Source organism: Streptomyces sp. NPDC047853 (genome assembly GCF_043204535.1).
In the GTDB taxonomy this organism is placed as follows: Bacteria; Actinomycetota; Actinomycetes; order Streptomycetales; family Streptomycetaceae; genus Streptomyces.
Genome location: NZ_JBIDCI010000003.1, coordinates 549,339 through 566,127 on the forward strand (window position 1 = coordinate 549,339; position 16,789 = coordinate 566,127).

Here is a 16,789-nt window from a genome sequence, read left to right on the forward strand (position 1 = left end):
CCTCCCTCAGGACCAGGTGAACGCCGGGTTCACGCGCATGCAGGCGCTCTCGTCGGCGCCGTTGAGGGCCTCGGCCGAGTCGGGGGTCGTGTCGTCCGCCTCGGGTGCCGTGTACGCCGTCCCCTCGCGCCAGTCGGCGCCCACGATCAGCGTGACGCCCGAGACGTCGGTCGAGCGCCGCACCGAACTCGCCGGGACACCCAGGGACTCGGCGACCCGCCGGGCGTCGCCCTCCAGGTCGGCGCTCGGGTAGCGGACGACCGTACGGGCCTCGCTCGGCAGCACGGACGGGTCGGCCACCGCCTCGTCGAAGCCCCGCTCCACCAGCAGCCCCGCGACGGCGTTCGCGCGGCCGGGGGCGGTGCCGAGCCGGTCGGTGCGGGTGCCGTTGCGGACCTGCACCGCGAGGGCGTCGTCGGGGGCCGCGGGGTCCGCCGGAGGGGTCGTCTCCGCGGCGGGCTCCTTCTTCTCCGCGTCCTTGCCGTCCAGGGCGATGTCCTCGCGCACCAGCCGGAACAGCTGCTCCGCGTCCTCGGTCGGCTCCACACGGGCGCCCACGTAGCGGTTGGGCATCGTGGTCATGGTGATGCGCTCAGGCTTCACCTTGCGCAGCTCGTTGCTGAGGTCGTACAGCTTCTTGACGGTGTCCAGGCCCGGGTCGACGGTGAGCGCCCGGGTGGCCTCCTCGGCCAGCCTGCGCAGCTTGTTCGGGCTGCTCAGGGTCGCGTTCTCGCGCAGCACCCGGACCATGGAGTTGAGGTACATGTGCTGGGCCTTCGCCCGCGCGAGGTCGCTGCCGTCCTCGAAGCCGTAGCGGGTGCGCAGCCACTGCAGGGCCTGTTCGCCCTGGATCGGGTGGGTGCCCTTCTCCAGCTTCAGGCCGGAGCCGTGGCCCTGGCCGTCGCGGGAGTGGATGTTGGCGTCCACGCACACCGGTACGCCGCCGACGGCGTCCGCCATCGACACCACGCCGGCGAAGTCGACCATCACGAAGTGGTCGATGTGGATGCCGGTGAGCTCCTGCCAGGTGGCCACCGTGCAGCCCGGACCGCCGTGGCCGAGGCTCTGGTTGGTCATCACCCGGCCCTCGCTCGCCGGGTACACCTTGCCGTCGTCCGGGGAGGTGCACTTGGGGACCTTCACCAGGGTGTCGCGCGGCATGCTGACGACCGACAGGTTGCTGCGGTCCGCGGACAGGTGCACCAGCATCTGCACGTCCGCAAGCGGCGTCGAGCCGAACGTCTCGCGGGCGCCGCCCAGTTGCTGGTTCTCCTCGCTGTCCCGCGCGTCCGAGCCGATCACCAGGATGTTCAGCGGGGTCTGCCCGGCCGCGTTCGGCGTGGGCGCGGCGACCTTGGCGTCGCCCAGGTTGAGGGGGTCCTTGCGGATGTTGTCGTTGAGGTGCTCGTAGTAGAGGTACCCGGCACCGGCCGTACCGGCCATGAGCACGGCGAGCGCCACCGCCGTCCAGCGGAGCACCCGGCGCCGTCCGCGCACCCGGCGTCTGCCGGGCTCGGCGCCGCCCTCGCCCTCGTCACCTCCCTCCTGCCGTACCGCCTCCGCACGCTCGGGAGCCTCCGAGGCCCCCTGCCGCGTGTCCTCCCCCTGCACACCGCTCCGCGTCATCTCGCGTCCTTCCCCACCCCCGCGCCACCCCGCGGGCCCGTCACCGTCCTGTCAGACGTACGACGGGCCCGTCAGGTCAACTGGCGCACTGCACTTGGTCGGCCGTCGACTTGTCCAGCTCCGGTGTCTCCACGGAGGTGGCGTCGAGCTTCACTCCCGCGCCCTTGAAGTCCTTGCCGAGGGTGAGGGTCATCGTGGGCAGCCCCTGCGCGTTGGTGACGCTCTCGCCGGGCTTCATGGCGGCGCCGGACAGGCCGAGGATCTCGGCGAGGGCGCGGGCCTGGTCGGCCTGGTCGGGGGCGTACTCGAGGGTGGTCTTCGCCAGTTCGGTGTCGGCGTTGCCCGCGTTCTCGGACTTGGTGACGCCGGCCTCGGTCTGGAGGTGGTTCAGCTCCAGCTGGGCGCTGCCGGCCGCGGCGCCGCCGTTGAGGATGCGGACGCGGATCTCGGAGGGGTCGGACTTCGCGCCCTCCAGGCGGGCGGCGACGGCGGCCTTCTCCTTCTTCTCCTTCTTCTTGACCTCGGTGAAGGAGATGTCGTTCCGGATCATGTCGAAGACCTGGGGGCCCTTGGCCTCGTTCACGACCACCGTCGCCTTGACCTTCTCGGCGGGGTTGTCGATCACCGGCACCGTGGTGAAGGTGATGTTCTTCGTGGGCACCTTCTTCAGCTCCAGGGCCATGTCCTTGAGCGTGCCCACCTTGCCGATGGCGCTGTCCACGGTCAGTGCCTTGGTCGCGGCCTCGGCCAGCTTCACCAGCTTCGTGGGGCTGGTGAGGGTGTCGCTGGAGGACATCTTCCGCATGAGCGAACCCAGGAACTGCTGCTGCACCTTGATGCGGTCCAGGTCGCCCTCGTTGCCGAAGGCGTGGCGGGTGCGGACGAAAGCGAGGGCCTGCTCGCCCTCCACCGTGGACTCGCCCGCGGGCAGCTTGAGGTGGGACTTCGGGTCGTCGACGGCCTTCTCCACACAGACGTCGACGCCGTCGACGGCGGTGGTCAGCGTCTTGACCGCGTTGAAGTCGGCCATCATGAAGTGGTTCGGCTGGATGCCGAACGCCTCCTTCACCGTGCGCATGGTGCAGCCCGCGTCCCGGCCGCCCTCGCCCAGACTCCGGTTGAAGCGGACGCCCGCCTCCCCGGGGACGATCTCCGTGGAGCCGTCCTCCTGCTTGGTCTCGCAGTCGGGGATGTCGACGATGAGGTCGCGGGGGATGCTGAGCGCGGTCGCGTTGGAGCGGTCCTTGGCGACGTGCAGCAGGATCGTGGTGTCCGCGTGACCGACGCTCCCGGCGTCGCCGTAGCCCTCGTTGCCCGCGCCGGTGCGCTTGTCGGTGCCGATGACGAGGATGTTGAAGGCCTCGTCCTTGCTGAAGCTGCTGCTGCCGGCGTCACCGACGTCCGTCGTCGAGACGTTGCCCTCGAGGTGCTTGAGGTAGACGTAGCCGCCCACGCCGGCCACGAGGACGACGAACGCGGTGCTGCCGCCGACCCACAGCAGGGCCTTCTTGCCCTTCGACTTCTTCGCGGGCCGGCGACCCCGTCGGCCCGGCACCGGCTCCTCGGGCGCGGGGCGCCGGCGCCGCTGGGGCGGGACCTCGCGGCCCGGTGCGGACGTACGGCGTGCCGAGCCGGCCTTGCCGGCCGCGGACGAGGCTTCCTTGGCACGGGGGGCGGGCCGGCGGGGGCCCGGGACGGCCGACTGCGGTGCGGAAGGGGACAGTCGCAGTTCGTATTCGCCCGTACGCGGATTCAGTACCCACTGGTCTGCGGGATCGACGTTCTCCGCCCGCCCACGTCCTTGCGCGTCCACGGTCTCCCAGTCCTTCGTCGGGGCCACGCGGCACCTTCTGCCGGAAGGCGCACGATAAAGGGTCAACATGTGCACGACGCCAGGGCGGACCTCGCGGCGGGGGCACTGGAGCGCTCAGACTATCCGCCCGGTTCAGCGTCGAACGACACCGGTGACGAAGTCGGCGCCCCTACAAGCGGGCAATCCCTCCTATATTCACGAGGCCCCCACCGGCTCCTACCAGCGATAGGGCTTGTAGACGTCCATGCACTTGCTGCTGTCCGAGCCGTTGAGGGCGTCACTGGTGTCCGGCAGGTCCCCCGCCTCGGGCGTCTTCTGTTTCGGGTAGGACGTCCCGGAGCGCCAGTCCGCTCCCACGACGAGCGTGATCCCCGACACGTCCGGGGACTTGAGCACCGAGGCCGCCGGGATGCCCAGCGCCTCGGCGACGCGCAGCGCGTCGCCCGCCGACTCCGCGGTCGGGTAGCGGACCACGGTCCTCTCCTCGGACGGCGTGACCGAGGAGTCCTTGGCCGCCTTGGCGAAGCCCTGCTCCACCAGCGCCTGGGCGATCGTGCCCGCGCGTCCGGTCACCGGGCCGAGGGTGGCCGAGCGGGTCGCGTTCCGGACGAGGACGCCGATCTCGGAGTCGGGGGCGGCGGAGTCCTGCGAGGGCTTCGCGCCGGAACTCGCGTCCTCGCCGCCGGAGCTGTCCTTGCCGCCGTCCTTGCCGTCCGCGGCGCCCTTGTCGTCGAAGGACACGTCGTCGCGGAGCATCGCCCACATCGTGTCGGCGTCGGGGGCCGGGAGCAGGTGGTTCCGGTCCTGGGGGTCCTCGACGGTCGGCATCGTCGTCATGGTGATGCGGTCCGTCGGCACCGTCTTGAGCTGCATGCCCAGGTCGTAGAGCTTCTTGACGGTGCCGACCTCCTCGGAGACTGTCAGGGACTTCGTGGCCGCCTCGGCCAGGCCCATCAGCCGGCCGGTGTCGGTGAAGATGTTCTGCTGCTTGAGCGTGCGGATCATCGAGTTCATGTACATGTGCTGCGCCCGCGCCCGCAGCAGGTCGCTGCCCCAGGCGTGCCGGGTGCGCAGCCACTGGAGGGCCTGCTCGCCCTGCACCTTGTGCCGGCCGGCGGTCAGCTTCAGACCCGACCCGCCGGGCACGGCGGGCAGCGGGCGGTCCCACACGTTCTGGTTCACGCAGACCTCGACCCCGCCGACGGCGTCCGCCATCGAGACGACGCCCGCGAAGTCGATCGTCATCCAGTGGTCGATGTAGACACCGGTGAGGTTCTGCCAGGTGGCGAGGGTGCAGCCGGCGCCGCCACGGCCGAGGGACTCGTTGATGATCGTGTTGGTCGCCGGGTACGTCTCGTCGGTCTCCGGGTCCGTGCACGCGGGGATGTCGACCCGGGTGTCGCGGGGGATGCTCACGACCGCGGCGCTCTTGCGGTCCGCGGCCAGGTGGATGAGCATCTGCACGTCGCCCAGCGGCGGGTTGTCGCGGTGGTTCCTGCCACCGCCCAGCGCGACGTTCGCGTCCGAGGCCCGGCTGTCGGAGCCGACCATCAGGATGTTCAGGGGCCGCTGCCCGGCCGCGTTCGCCTCGGGCCGCTGCGCCTTGGAGTCGCCGCTGCTGCGCTCGCCCTTCTCGATGTTGCCGTTCAGGTGCTCGTAGTACAGGTACCCGGCGCCGGCCGTCCCGAGTATCAGCACCGCCAGGGTCGTCGCGGACCAGCGGAGCGCCCGGTGGCGGCGTCCGCCCGCCCGCCGCCGCCCGGACCGCCTCCCGTGGCCGTTGCCGCTTGCGTTGCCGCCCGAGTTGCCACTTCCGTCGCCGCTTCCGTGTCCCGTGCCCCCCGTCCCGCCCGCACCCGGGCCGGCCCCGGCCCGCCGGGATCGCCGGGCGGTGTCGGGACGGGTCCCCTCCCCGTGCACACTGCTCTGCGTCATGTCCCTCTTCCCACCCTAGGACCCGCGTACGTGCCTCTGCGCGCCGCCTCTTCGCACAGTTGGACGTACGGGCCCCCTCGTTGGCTGTACGGCGGCCCCGACGGATTGCTCGTCTCCCGGAGGGTCACTCCCGCCCCGGCCGTCCCCCGGGCCCACCGATGGACTGTCGCCCTGTCAGACGCACGCGGGACCCTTCAGGTCACTTCGCGCACGCGACCTTGTCCGCCGTGGACTTGCGGACCTCTTCGGGCGCCTTGCCGGCGGTGGCGTCGAGCTTGGCCCCCGGCTCCTTGAAGTCCTTGCCGAGGGTGAGGGTCATCGTGGGCAGTCCCTGGGCGTTGGTGACGCTCTCGCCGGGCTTCATGGCGGCGCCGGACAGGCCGAGGATCTCGGCGAGGGCGCGGGCCTGGTCGGCCTGGTCGGGGGCGTACTCGAGGGTGGTCTTCGCCAGTTCGGTGTCGGCGTTGCCCGCGTTCTCGGACTTGGTGACGCCGGCCTCGGTCTGGAGGTGGTTCAGCTCCAGCTGGGCGCTGCCGGCCGCGGCGCCGCCGTTGAGGATGCGGACGCGGATCTCGGAGGGGTCGGACTTCGGGCCCTCCAGGCGGGCGGCGACGGCGGCCTTCTCCTTCTTCTCCTTCTCCGACTCCTTCTTCTTGACCTCGGTGAAGGAGACGTCGTCCCTGATCATGTCGAAGACCTGCTGGGCGGGCCCCTCCTGGAGGACGACCGTCGCCTTGACCTTCTCGGCGGGGTTGTCGCGCACCGGCACCGTGGCGAAGGTCAGGTTCTTGGTGTTGAGCTTGCCCAGCTCCAGCCCGAGGTCCTTCAGCTTGCCGATGCTGTCCAGCTTCGAGTCGACGGTCAGCGCCTCGGTCGCCGCCTCCGCCAGCTTCACCATCTTCGAGGGGCTGGTGAGCGTGTCGTTGGACTTGAGCTTGCGCATCAGCGCGCTGAGGAACTGCTGCTGGATCTCGATGCGGCTCAGGTCACCGCCGAAGCCGACGGAGTGCCGGGTGCGGACGAAGGCGAGGGCCTGCTCGCCCTCGATGGTGTGCTTGCCCGCCGGCAGCTTCAGGTGCGAGTCCGGGTCGTCGATGTCCTTGGCCAGGCAGACCTCGACCCCGCCGACTGCCGAGGTGAGGGTCTTGACCGCGTTGAAGTCCGCCACCATGAAGTTGTCGGGCGTGACCCCCGTCAGCTCGGTGACGGTACGCATGGTGCAGCTGGGCGTGCGGCCGTCCTGGCCGAGGCTGGTGTTGAAGCGGACGCCGGGGGAGCCGGGAATGATTTTCTGCGTCCCGTCCTCCTGGGTGGTCGGACAGTCGGGGACGTCGACGATCAGGTCGCGGGGGATGCTGAGCGCGGTCGCGTTGGAGCGGTCCTTGGCGACGTGCAGCAGGATCGTGGTGTCCGCGTGCCCGGCGCTGCCCGCGTCGCCGTAGCCCTCGTTGCCCGCGCCGGTGCGCTTGTCGGTGCCGATCAGCAGGATGTTGATCGCCTTGTCCTTCTGGAAGCCACCGGTGCTCGCGCCGTCGTCGGCGACGGACTGGATGTTGTCGTTCAGGTGCTCCAGATAGAGGTATCCGGCCGTGCCGGCGGCGAGGACGACGAAGGCCATGGTGCCGCCGCTCCACAGCAGGACCTTCTTGCCCTTCGACTTCTTCGCCGGACGCCGGCGACCCCGCCGCCCGGGCGGCGGCTCCTCGGGTGCCGTACGGCGCCTGCGGGGGCCGGGGACGTCACGGTCCGGCGCGGTCGAGGGGGCGGGCGCGGAGGCCCGCGCGCCCCGGCCGCGCGAGCCGCCGGGGGCTGTGGCCCGGCCCGATCCGCCGGGCGCGGCGCCGCGCGGGCCCGGGACCGCCGACTGCGGTGCGGAAGGGGGCGGTCGCAGTTCGTATTCGCCGGTGACCGGATTGAGTACCCACTGGTCTGCGGGGTCGATGTGCTCCGCCCGCCCACGGCCTTGCGCGTCCACGGTTGTCCGAATCCTCCGTCGGGGCCACGCGGCGCCCTCCCCTGCGGGCGCCCGGTCTCGCTGGTCCGGTGCGCGACCCGGGGCACAACCTCGGGGCCGGGCGCACCGGAGGGCTCACATTAACCGCCCCGCTCGCGCAGAGGCGGTGGCAGTGACACATTCCACGAGCCTTACAACCGGGCAATCCGGCGTATTCACTGGACAACTGTCCCCCTCGCCCGGTCCCTCTCCGGCCCCGCCGTGCGCACGCCTTGCCCGCTCTTGGACCGCGCTTTACCCGCAGATGTCCTCCGCCGCGGTGTTGCCGCTGAACGTCGGCGCCGGGGACTCGCCGAGCCGACCGGGGCCGGGCTCACGGGCGCCCCCGGCCCCGGTCGGCTCCTCCCGCTCGCCCGCCGCCCCGATCGCCACGGGCTCGTCCGTCCGCAGCCGGGTGAACAGCCGCTCCGCGTCGGGCTCCACGAGCTGGTCGCGATTGACGTCGCCCGCGTACGCCTCCCGCGGCACGGTCAGGAACTGCACCCGTTCGGTGGGGATGCCGCGCAGGCCGCGCACGAGGTCGTACAGACCGCGCAGGCTCGCCAGGTCCGGATCGGTCGTGAGGGACGAGGTGGCCGCGTCGAGCACGGGGTAGAGCTTCACCGGGTTCAGCAGGACGTCGTTGCTCTGCACCTTGTTGACGAGCGCCCCCAGGAAACGCTGCTGCCGGTCCATCCGGTCGGTGTCACTGCCGTCGCCGAGTGACTTGCGGGCGCGCACGTAGCCGAGGGCCTGCTCCCCGTCGAGCGTCACCCGGCCCGCGGGCAGCCGCAGCCCGGCGTCCTCGTCGTCGACCGGTGCGCGCAGGCACACCTCGACGCCGTCGAGCGCGTCGACCAGCTTCTTGAAGCCCTGGAAGTCGACGACCACGTGGTGGTCGAGCCGGATGCCGGTCAGCTTCTCCACCGTACGGACCGAGCATGCCGAACCGCCCACCTCGTAGGCGTGGTTGAACTGCGCGAGGACGGGCGCGGTGCGCGAGCCGTCCGGGCGGCGGCAGCCGGGCACGTCCACCATCAGGTCGCGGGGGAGGGAGACGGCGGTGGCACTGTCCCGGCCGGCCGCCAGGTGCAGCAGGATCGTGGTGTCCGACCGCTCGGTGCCCGAGTCGCGCCCGTAGCGCGCGTTGCCGTCCCCGGACCGCGAGTCGGACCCGATCAGCAGGATGTTCTGCGCGCCCCGGACCAGCGCGGTGGGCCGCTCCTTGTCGTACCGGGCGAGTTCGGCCGCCGCCGCCTCGTCCGCCGTGATGTTGCCGTCCAGTTTGGCGTACACCGCCCACCCGGCGCCGGCCGCGCCGACGGCCAGCACGGCGACCGCGATCCCCCCGCACCCCAGCCGCCGCCTCCGACGACGCCTCAGCCCGTCCCCGGTCGCCGACGCCCCGGGCGGGGGCCCGTCGAGGGGTGTGCCCGCGTCGTCGTCGCTCACGTCTCCCTCCGTCCCGCACCCGTGCGCTCCTACGACCATGGCCCGGACGGAGGCCGGAGGAGGAACGGGGGTGGGCCGAACGGGGGAGGCGCGGCTCCGGGGTTACGGGACCGGGGCGTGGGCCGGGCTCACGGGGGCGGGTTACGGGGCCGGGGATGCGGAGCCGGGACGCGCGACCGGGGTCACGGCGCCGGAGTCGTGCGGACCGCGGTCGTAGGGCCGCCGCCGACGAGTCGCACCGGCCGCGGTCACCGGGCCGTGGTGGAGACCCGCTCCGCCTCGATCCGCTGGTCCAGGACGTCCGCCCCCGCCTGGTCGAGGTGCCGGCACAGCACCACCGACCCGCCACTGGCCAACGGCCCGTACAGGCCCGCGCTCAGCCCCTCCCAGGTGTCGTACGGCAGCCCCGACAGGATCCGCGCCCCGGGCCCCGTGAGCCCCAGCCCCGACGCCTCCGCCCGGGCCCGCTCCACGACCTCCGCCCCGCTGAACTCCCGTCCGGCCACGATCAGCGCGGGCGCCTCCGGGTCGACCGGCGCGTACGGCACGAAGCGGTCGCCCTGCCCCGGCACCTCCACGGCGTAGTCGGCGAAGCCCTCGGGGGCGCGCGGCACGAACCGGCCCCCGAGCGGTCGCAGTGCCAACGCCATCCGTGCGCCCGAGCACGCCCGCGCCGCCTCCAGCGCCTGCGGCTCCGGGCCGCTCACCACCACGTCGGCCGCGGCCGGGTCGCCCGCCACGTCGGCGACGACACCCACCGACGCGCACGCCAGCAGCCACACCGCGGTCTGCCAGTGCGCGGGCAGCAGCAGCGCGACCCGGTCGCCGGGTTCGACGGAGAGTTCGTCCTGGAGCAGGTTGGCGGTCTTGGCCACCCAATTGGCGAAGGTGGCCACGGACAGTTCGACGCGTTCGCCGGTGGCGTCGTCGTAGAAGGTCACCAGGGGGCGTCCGGGGTCCGCGGCGAGCGCGGAACTCAGCAGGTCGGCAGGGGTGCGGTCGGTCGAGTTCACCCGGGCAAGCGTACGCGGGCGACCGGGCGCGCACCGGGCGTACGGCGTACCGCACGGCCACCGGTTCGGACGAAAACGGCCTGGGGACCGACAGGTTACGGATGGACAGATTTGTCCGGGGATATCCACGATCAGGGGCATGCGTGGATTCCTTGCTTCCTCGATCGGTGTCACGTGCGCGGCGGCCCTGGCCCTCCCGCTCGCCCCGCCCGCGGCGGCCTCCTCCGCGGCCCGGCCCTCGAACGGTGCCGTCGTGCCCGCCGAGGCGTCCGTCCCCGGCAGCACCCAGTCGCTGCCCCTCACCCCAACCGCTCGCGACCGCGCCCCCGGTGCGGCCGAACAGGGCGTCCCCCGCCGGGACGTTCGGCACTTCTCGCTGGTCGGTGTCGTCTGGGACAACCCGGCCACGGAACTGCACGGACAGGTCCAGGTCCGTACCCGCGCCACCGCGACCGGCACCTGGTCGGACTGGCAGGAACTGGAGACCCACAACGCCGACCACGCCGCCGACCCGGGCAGCGCCGAGAGCACCTCGGGCCGTGTCCGCGGTGCCACCGCCCCGCTGTGGGTGGGCGAGTCCGACGGCGTGGAGGTGCGGGTACGGGCGGAGAGCACCCCGGAGAACCCGGGGGCCGCGACCACGACGGCCAGGGCCGCCGGCCCGGCCCCGCTCGCCGCCTCCCCGCTCCCCGCCGGCATGCGCCTCGAACTCGTCGACCCCGGCGCGGGCACCGGTCCCGCGGCGGCCCCGGGAGCGGAGGACGGCCCCCGCACCGCCGTCACGACCGCGGAGTCCGCCGAGGCGGTCGCCGCCTCCGCCGTCAACGCGGGGCTCGCCCCGCTGGGCGCCACCGAGATCCCGGCCCTGAACCGCGTCCAGACCGAGGCCGCGCTGCTCTCCGCGGGCGCCGGCGCACTGACGACGGAACAGCGGGCCAAGCCGTACATCGGCCCCCGCCCCGGCATCACCACGCGCCGCGGCTGGGGCGCGAACGAGAACCTGCGAGAGAAGAAGTTCGTGTACACGAAGAAGGTCAAGGCGGCCTTCGTGCACCACTCGGCCACCGGCAACAACTACACCTGCAAGCAGGCGCCGTCAGTCATCCGCAGTATCTACCGCTACCACGTCAACAGCATGGGCTGGCGCGACGTCGGCTACAACTTCCTCGTCGACAAGTGCGGAAAGATCTACGAGGGACGGGCCGGTGGCGTGTCCAAGGCGGTACTGGGTGCCCACACCATGGGGTTCAACTCCAACAGCATGGGCATCGCCGTCCTCGGCACCTACGGCTCCAAGAAGCCGTCGTCGGCCGCCGTGAAGGCGATCGCCAAGCTCACCGCCTGGAAGCTCGGTCTCTACGGCATGAATCCGCGCGGGAAGACCTACCTGAAGTCCGGTGGCGGGAATCTCTACCGAAAAGGTAAGAACGTACGACTGAACGTCATCTCCGGTCACCGCGACGGCTTCGCCACGAGCTGTCCGGGCAAGAAGCTCTACGCCAAACTCGGCACGAGCCGCTCGACGGCGGCGAAGTACCAGGGCCGCTGAGGGCGGAACACCGCACGACCACCGAAGGCGCCATGGAACGGTCTGCATACACTGGCCGGCCGAAAGAGTCAGTTCGGCCGGTCCCGGCAGGAAGCAGAGACGACAGGTGACAGAAGCGATCCTCCTGGTCGGCGGCAAGGGCACGCGGCTGCGGCCGCTCACGGTGCACACCCCCAAGCCCATGGTCAGGGCGGCGGGAGTGCCGTTCCTCACGCATCAGCTGGCGCGGGCCAAGGCGGCGGGCGTCGAGCACATCGTCCTCGCGACGAGCTACCTCGCCGAGGTCTTCGAACCGTACTTCGGCGACGGCTCGGCCCTGGGCCTGCACATCGAGTACGTCACGGAGGAGGAGCCGCTCGGCACGGGCGGCGCGATCCGCAACGTGGCCTCCCGGCTCCACTCGGGCCCGGACGACCCCGTCCTGATCTTCAACGGCGACATCCTGACGGGCCTGGACATCGGCGCGCTGGTCCGCACCCACGAGACGACGGGCGCGGACGTCTCCCTGCACCTGACGAAGGTGACCGACCCGCGGGCGTACGGCCTGGTCCCCACGGACGACACGGGCCGGGTGCTCGCCTTCCTGGAGAAGCCGCAGACGCCCGAGGAGATCGTCACCGACCAGATCAACGCGGGGGCGTACGTCTTCCGCCGCTCGGTCATCGACACGATCCCGGCGGGCCGCCCGGTGTCCGTCGAACGCGAGACCTTCCCCGACCTCCTGGCCACCGGAGCGCACCTCCAGGGCCTGGTCGACTCCACGTACTGGCTCGACCTGGGCACTCCGGCGGCCTTCGTACGCGGCTCGGCGGACCTGGTCCTCGGCCGCGCCCCGTCCCCGGCGATACCGGGCCGGTGCGGCGACCGTCTCGTCCTGCCCACGGCACGCGTCGCGCCCGACGCCAAGCTGGCCGGCGGCACGGTGGTCGGCGAGGGCGCCTTCGTCGCGGAGGGGGCGCGGGTCTTCGGCAGCACGATCCTGCCGGGCGCGGTCATCGAGCCGGGCGCCGTCATCACCGACTCGCTGATCGGCAACCGGGCCCGCGTCGGCACCCGCTCCGTCCTGACGGACACGGTCATCGGCGACGGCGCGGTCATCGGCGCCGACAACGAACTCCGCTCGGGCGCCCGCATCTGGTGCGACGCCCACATCCCCCCGGCCTCCCTGCGCTTCTCCCCGGACGCCTGACCCCACGACCCACCCGTGCCGCCCGCCGTAGCCGCGGGCAGTCGTGCCGCCGGGGCGGCACGGGTGGGCGCAGCGGCGCCCGGCCGGCGCCGGCACGTGTCACCCACCCTCAGAGGGGCGAGCCCTCTCAGAACCGCTCGATCCCCCGCGGGGCCATCCGCGGGGCCCGCCTCGGCGGCACCCGCCCGCTCAGCAGCACCAGCCGAGCCGCCCGGTGCCGCTGCCCGGCATACGGCTCCAGCAGCCTCAGCATGGCGGCATCGTCCGCGTCCCGGTCCCCGGCCAACGCGAACCCCACGATCCCGGGCAGATGCAGGTCCCCGACCGTCACGGCGTCCGCCGCCCCGTGACTGCGCTGCACCGTCTCCGCCGACGTCCACGGCCCGATCCCCGGCACCAGCTCCAGCCGCTCCCGCGCCGCCGCCGGCTCCATCCCGGCCGCCTCCTCCAGCCGCGCGGCGACCCGCACCGCCCGCAGGATCGTCGAGGCCCGCTTGTCGTCCACCCCGGCCAGGTGCCACTCCCAGGACGGGATCAGCGCCCACGTCCGCGCCGCCGGCATGACACACATCCGCCCGGGCACGGGCCCCGGCGCCGGCTCCCCGAACCTGCGCACGAGCAGCCGCCACGCCTGGTACGCCTCCAGCGTCGTGACCTTCTGCTCCAGGACCGACGGGATCAGCGACTCCAGCACCAGCCCGGTCCGCGTCAGCCGCAGCCCCGGCCGCCGATGCGCCGTGAGCGCCAGCAGCCGGTGCCGGGGCACGAACGCGGACGGATCGTCGTCGGCGCCCAGCATCCGCGGCAGCCACTCCAGCAGCCACTCCGCCCCCGGCCCCCAGGCCTCGCCCCGCACCTCGCCGCCGCGCGCGGTGACCCGCAGCGTGCCGGGCCCGGCGGGCGTGCGGCTGGCCCGCCACACCGATCCGTCCGGCGTCGTGCGGAACGTCGGATCTCCCGGCCCGCGCCGCAGCGGACCGAGCGCCAGCCCCAGCTCCAGCGGGCCGTCCGGCACCCACACCCTCGTCCTGCCCGGCGCGCCGGGCTGCCGGGGCACCCCGTTCGCGGGCGCGGGTACGACGGCCTCGCCACCGCGCACGGTGGCGCGCGTGGGCCGGGGGGCGAAGCGTCCTGCCACGGGTGAGGTCCTCGAGCCGGGGAGAGGGTGCTGATGATGCAGACCCTACGAGGGTAGAGGCTCGCCCGGACAGCTCACCGCACCTCGATGAACGCCTCCGCGGTCCGCTCCGGTCGCGCCTTCGGCTCCCCGGCCGGATGACCGACCGCCACCGCGCCCATCGGGTCCCAGTCGTCCGGCAGCTCCAGCACCTCGCGCACGACGTCCCGGCAGAACATCGTCGAGGAGACCCATGCGGAGCCCAGCCGCTCCGCGGCCAGCGCGACGAGCAGGTTCTGCACACCGGCGCCGGTGGCCACCACGAACATCTCCCGCTCGGCGCCGTCCCGCCGGGCGTCCCCGTAGGTGTGCGATCCGTCCGTCACCAGGCAGGGGACGACCAGGTACGGCGCGTTGCGGAGCACGTCCCCGCGCCGGATCCGCTTGGCGATCGACTCCTCGCTCTTGCCGTCCCGCCGCAGGTCCGCGATCCAGGCGTCCCGCATCGCGTCCAGCAGACGGGTGCGGGACTCCGGCGACTCCAGCAGCACGAAGCGCCACGGCGTCGTGTGGTGCGGGGCCGGCGCGGTCACGGCCGCCGCCACCGCCCGGCGTACGGAGCCGGGATCGACCGGCTCGTCGGTGAAGGCCCGGACCGTACGGCGCTGGGTCACCGCCTGCCGTACCGCCTCCGACGTGCCCAGCCGGAACATGTCGTCGCGCGCGCCGCGCACCATCGCCCGCGCGCCCTCGCCGTCGTCCCCGGTGACCACCAGGGGCAGCCCGCGCACGACGGCGACGGGCAGCCCCGCGGTCTTGCCCTTGACCAGGTCGCCCGCGGCGGCGAGCTCGTCGGCGGTGGCGACGACGGTGGCACCGAGCGCGTTGCCGTGCGCGTCCGTGCCGCCGCGGAGGTCGTCGAGGACCCGCACCCCGGCGGCGCCGATCGCGACGTCGGTGAGCCCGGCCCGCCAGGGCCGCCCGAACGTGTCGGTGACGACGACGCCGACGTCCACGCCCAGCACGTCGCGCAGACCGGCGCGGATGCCGCGCGCGGAGGCGTCCGGGTCCTCGGGGAGCAGCAGCACCGTCCCGGCGGGCGTGTTGGACGCGTCGACCCCGGCCGCCGCCATGACCAGGCCCTGCCGGTTCTCGACGATGCGCAGGGCACCGCGCCGGGCCACCACGCGTACGGTCTCCGCGTCGATCGCGGCCTCCCGGTCGGCGGCCCGGACGATCCTGCCCTCGGCCTTGGACACGATCTTCGAGGTGACGAGCAGCACGTCCCCGTCGGTCAGCCCGGGCTCGGCCGCCGCGATCAGCTTGGCCAGGTCGTCGCCCGGCTGCACCTCCGGCAGACCGGGGACCGCCCACACCCGGTAGCCCTCCCGGTCGGCGGGGGAGTCACCGGGAGCACCGGCTCGCAGGGCACCGCTCACGCCTCCCGCACCTCCTCCGCCAGCGTCAGCGCCTCCCTGGCCATCCGCGCCGTCGCGTCGAGGTCGGTCATCATCAGCGGGACGGCGCGGCAGAGGATGCCGGCCGCCTTCACGCGCGTGACGGACTCCGCGTCGACCGTGTCGACCAGCCAGCCGTCGAGCAGCCCCGAGCCGTAGTGCTCGGCGACCGCGGCCGCCGTGGACTCCACGCCGACCGCCGCGAGCACCTTGTCGGCCATCCCGCGCACGGGCGCGTCCCCGACGATCGGGGACAGGCCGATCACCGGCACCCCGGCCTCGGCGATCGCCTCCCGGATGCCGGGCACGGCGAGGATCGTGCCGATGGAGACGACCGGGTTGGACGGCGGGAAGAGGATGACGTCCGCCTCCGCGATGGCCTCCAGGACGCCGGGCGCGGGCTTCGCCCGGTCGGCGCCGACCGGGACGACCGCCTCGGCCGGGACCGAGGCGCGCAGCCGCACCCAGTACTCCTGGAAGTGGACCGCCTTGCGCTCCCCGTCCAGCTCGACGGCGACATGGGTCTCCACCCGGTCGTCGCTCATCGGGATGAGCCGCACCCCGGGCTTCCAGCGGTCGCAGAGCGCCTGCGTCACCTCGCTGAGCGGGAAGCCCGCGGTGATCATCTGGGTCCGCACGATGTGCGTGGCGAAGTCCCGGTCGCCGAGCCCGAACCACTCGGGGCCGACGCCGTACGCCGCGAGTTCCTCCTTCAGGTGGAAGGTCTCGTCGGCCCGCCCCCAGCCCTGCTCCTCGTCGATACCGCCGCCGAGCGTGTACATCACCGTGTCGAGGTCCGGGCAGACCTTCAGCCCGAAGAGGTGGATGTCGTCCCCGGTGTTGCCGATGACCGTGATGTCCGCGTCCGGCGCGGCCTGCTTCAGACCACGCAGGAACCGGGCACCGCCGATGCCGCCTGCCAGAACCACAATGCGCATGGCCCCAGTCTTGCAGGCGGGTACGACACCGCGTCAGGCAGTCGTCACGGCACCGGCGTCCGCGCCCCGCGGCACGGCGGCCGAGCACTGGGGGGCGTGCATCGGCATCTCCGTCAGCCCGGGGTAGTAGACGTGCAGACTGACCGCCGGCTCCAGCGCGTCGTTGCCCACCTCGTGCACGTACCCCGGCGCGAAGACCCGCTGCGCCCCCGGCTCCAGCGCGCGCGTGCCGCGCCGGGTGCGCTCGGTCAGCGTGCCGTCCAGGACGGTCAGCACGCCGGAGGACAGGCCGTGGTCGTGGCGCCCGCTGCCCTGCCCCGGCACCCAGGACAGCAGCCACACCTCGTAGCCGGGGCCGGTGCGCAGCCGGTGGTACCAGCGGGTCGTCGCGTCGTACCGGACCAGGTGCTCCCACGCGGAGCGGTCGGCGGCGATGGAGCGGGCCAGGCCGACGAACTCGGCGACCGTCGACGGGTGCTCGCGCGGGGCCTGGAGGAGGTGGGGGACTTCGAGGATGTCGCCGGCGATCTGGAGGTCGCTGTCGCTGTTCATGGGTCGGTGGTTCCTCGGCAGAAGAGTGCGGGGGAGGCGGAGACGGCGAAGAACGGCCCTGGTGGGGCGAGGGGGGACAGCCAGCCGGGTCGCGTGGACCCGAGGACGGCCGGAGCGCGGTGGGCTCAACAACCGGAACGGCAACAACAGCTACA

12 protein-coding genes are annotated in these 16,789 nt (G+C 73.0%); 2 read left to right on the plus strand and 10 right to left on the minus strand.

Translation table 11 applies throughout. From position 1 onward, the window contains the following. Positions 1-6: 6 nt before the first annotated feature. From ACGF5T_RS09375 to ACGF5T_RS09400, 6 genes are all read right to left on the minus strand, one after another. Positions 7-1,626 (minus strand): LCP family protein, encoded by a 1,620-nt coding sequence (locus ACGF5T_RS09375; RefSeq protein WP_356608770.1) that lies wholly within the window; start codon positions 1,624-1,626, stop codon positions 7-9. A 76-nt stretch (positions 1,627-1,702) separates the two neighbouring features. Next, positions 1,703-3,439: an LCP family protein gene (locus tag ACGF5T_RS09380; protein ID WP_366766814.1), complete on the minus strand. Its 1,737-nt coding sequence runs from the start codon at positions 3,437-3,439 to the stop codon at positions 1,703-1,705. A 216-nt stretch (positions 3,440-3,655) separates the two neighbouring features. Beyond that, entirely contained in the window at positions 3,656-5,374 is a 1,719-nt protein-coding gene (locus tag ACGF5T_RS09385) for an LCP family protein (protein WP_366766761.1), read from the minus strand. Positions 5,375-5,573: 199 nt separating this feature from the next. Further along, the gene (locus ACGF5T_RS09390) at positions 5,574-7,349 is read right to left on the minus strand and encodes an LCP family protein (protein ID WP_366766760.1); all 1,776 of its coding nucleotides are present in this window, start codon (positions 7,347-7,349) and stop codon (positions 5,574-5,576) included. Positions 7,350-7,622: 273 nt separating this feature from the next. Next, on the minus strand, positions 7,623-8,858 hold the full coding sequence (locus ACGF5T_RS09395; RefSeq protein ID WP_392887340.1) for an LCP family protein: 1,236 nt from the start codon (positions 8,856-8,858) through the stop codon (positions 7,623-7,625). A 209-nt stretch (positions 8,859-9,067) separates the two neighbouring features. After that, a complete protein-coding gene (locus tag ACGF5T_RS09400) occupies positions 9,068-9,832 on the minus strand; it encodes a TIGR03089 family protein (RefSeq protein ID WP_356608762.1) in 765 nt (254 codons plus the stop codon). A gap of 139 nt (positions 9,833-9,971) precedes the next feature. Between ACGF5T_RS09400 and ACGF5T_RS09405 the strand changes: the two genes are divergently transcribed. Both ACGF5T_RS09405 and ACGF5T_RS09410 read left to right on the plus strand, forming a co-directional pair. Beyond that, positions 9,972-11,381 (plus strand): peptidoglycan recognition protein, encoded by a 1,410-nt coding sequence (locus ACGF5T_RS09405; protein ID WP_366766759.1) that lies wholly within the window; start codon positions 9,972-9,974, stop codon positions 11,379-11,381. A 106-nt stretch (positions 11,382-11,487) separates the two neighbouring features. Continuing rightward, positions 11,488-12,570 (plus strand): NDP-sugar synthase, encoded by a 1,083-nt coding sequence (locus ACGF5T_RS09410; protein WP_361013627.1) that lies wholly within the window; start codon positions 11,488-11,490, stop codon positions 12,568-12,570. Between the two features lie 127 nt (positions 12,571-12,697). Here the strand turns inward: ACGF5T_RS09410 and ACGF5T_RS09415 are convergent, their stop codons facing one another. The 4 genes from ACGF5T_RS09415 to ACGF5T_RS09430 form a co-directional block, all read right to left on the minus strand. After that, positions 12,698-13,708, minus strand: a complete 1,011-nt coding sequence (locus tag ACGF5T_RS09415) for a DNA-3-methyladenine glycosylase 2 family protein (RefSeq protein ID WP_356608756.1) — start codon at positions 13,706-13,708, stop codon at positions 12,698-12,700. 74 nt (positions 13,709-13,782) lie between these two features. Next, on the minus strand, positions 13,783-15,126 hold the full coding sequence (locus tag ACGF5T_RS09420; protein WP_366766758.1) for a coenzyme F420-0:L-glutamate ligase: 1,344 nt from the start codon (positions 15,124-15,126) through the stop codon (positions 13,783-13,785). Then, the gene (gene cofD / locus ACGF5T_RS09425) at positions 15,123-16,082 is read right to left on the minus strand and encodes a 2-phospho-L-lactate transferase (protein WP_356608752.1); all 960 of its coding nucleotides are present in this window, start codon (positions 16,080-16,082) and stop codon (positions 15,123-15,125) included. Before cofD ends, ACGF5T_RS09420 begins: the two co-directional genes overlap by 4 nt. Positions 16,083-16,115: 33 nt before the next feature. After that, on the minus strand, positions 16,116-16,634 hold the full coding sequence (locus ACGF5T_RS09430; protein WP_356608750.1) for a cysteine dioxygenase family protein: 519 nt from the start codon (positions 16,632-16,634) through the stop codon (positions 16,116-16,118). Positions 16,635-16,789: the final 155 nt, after the last annotated feature.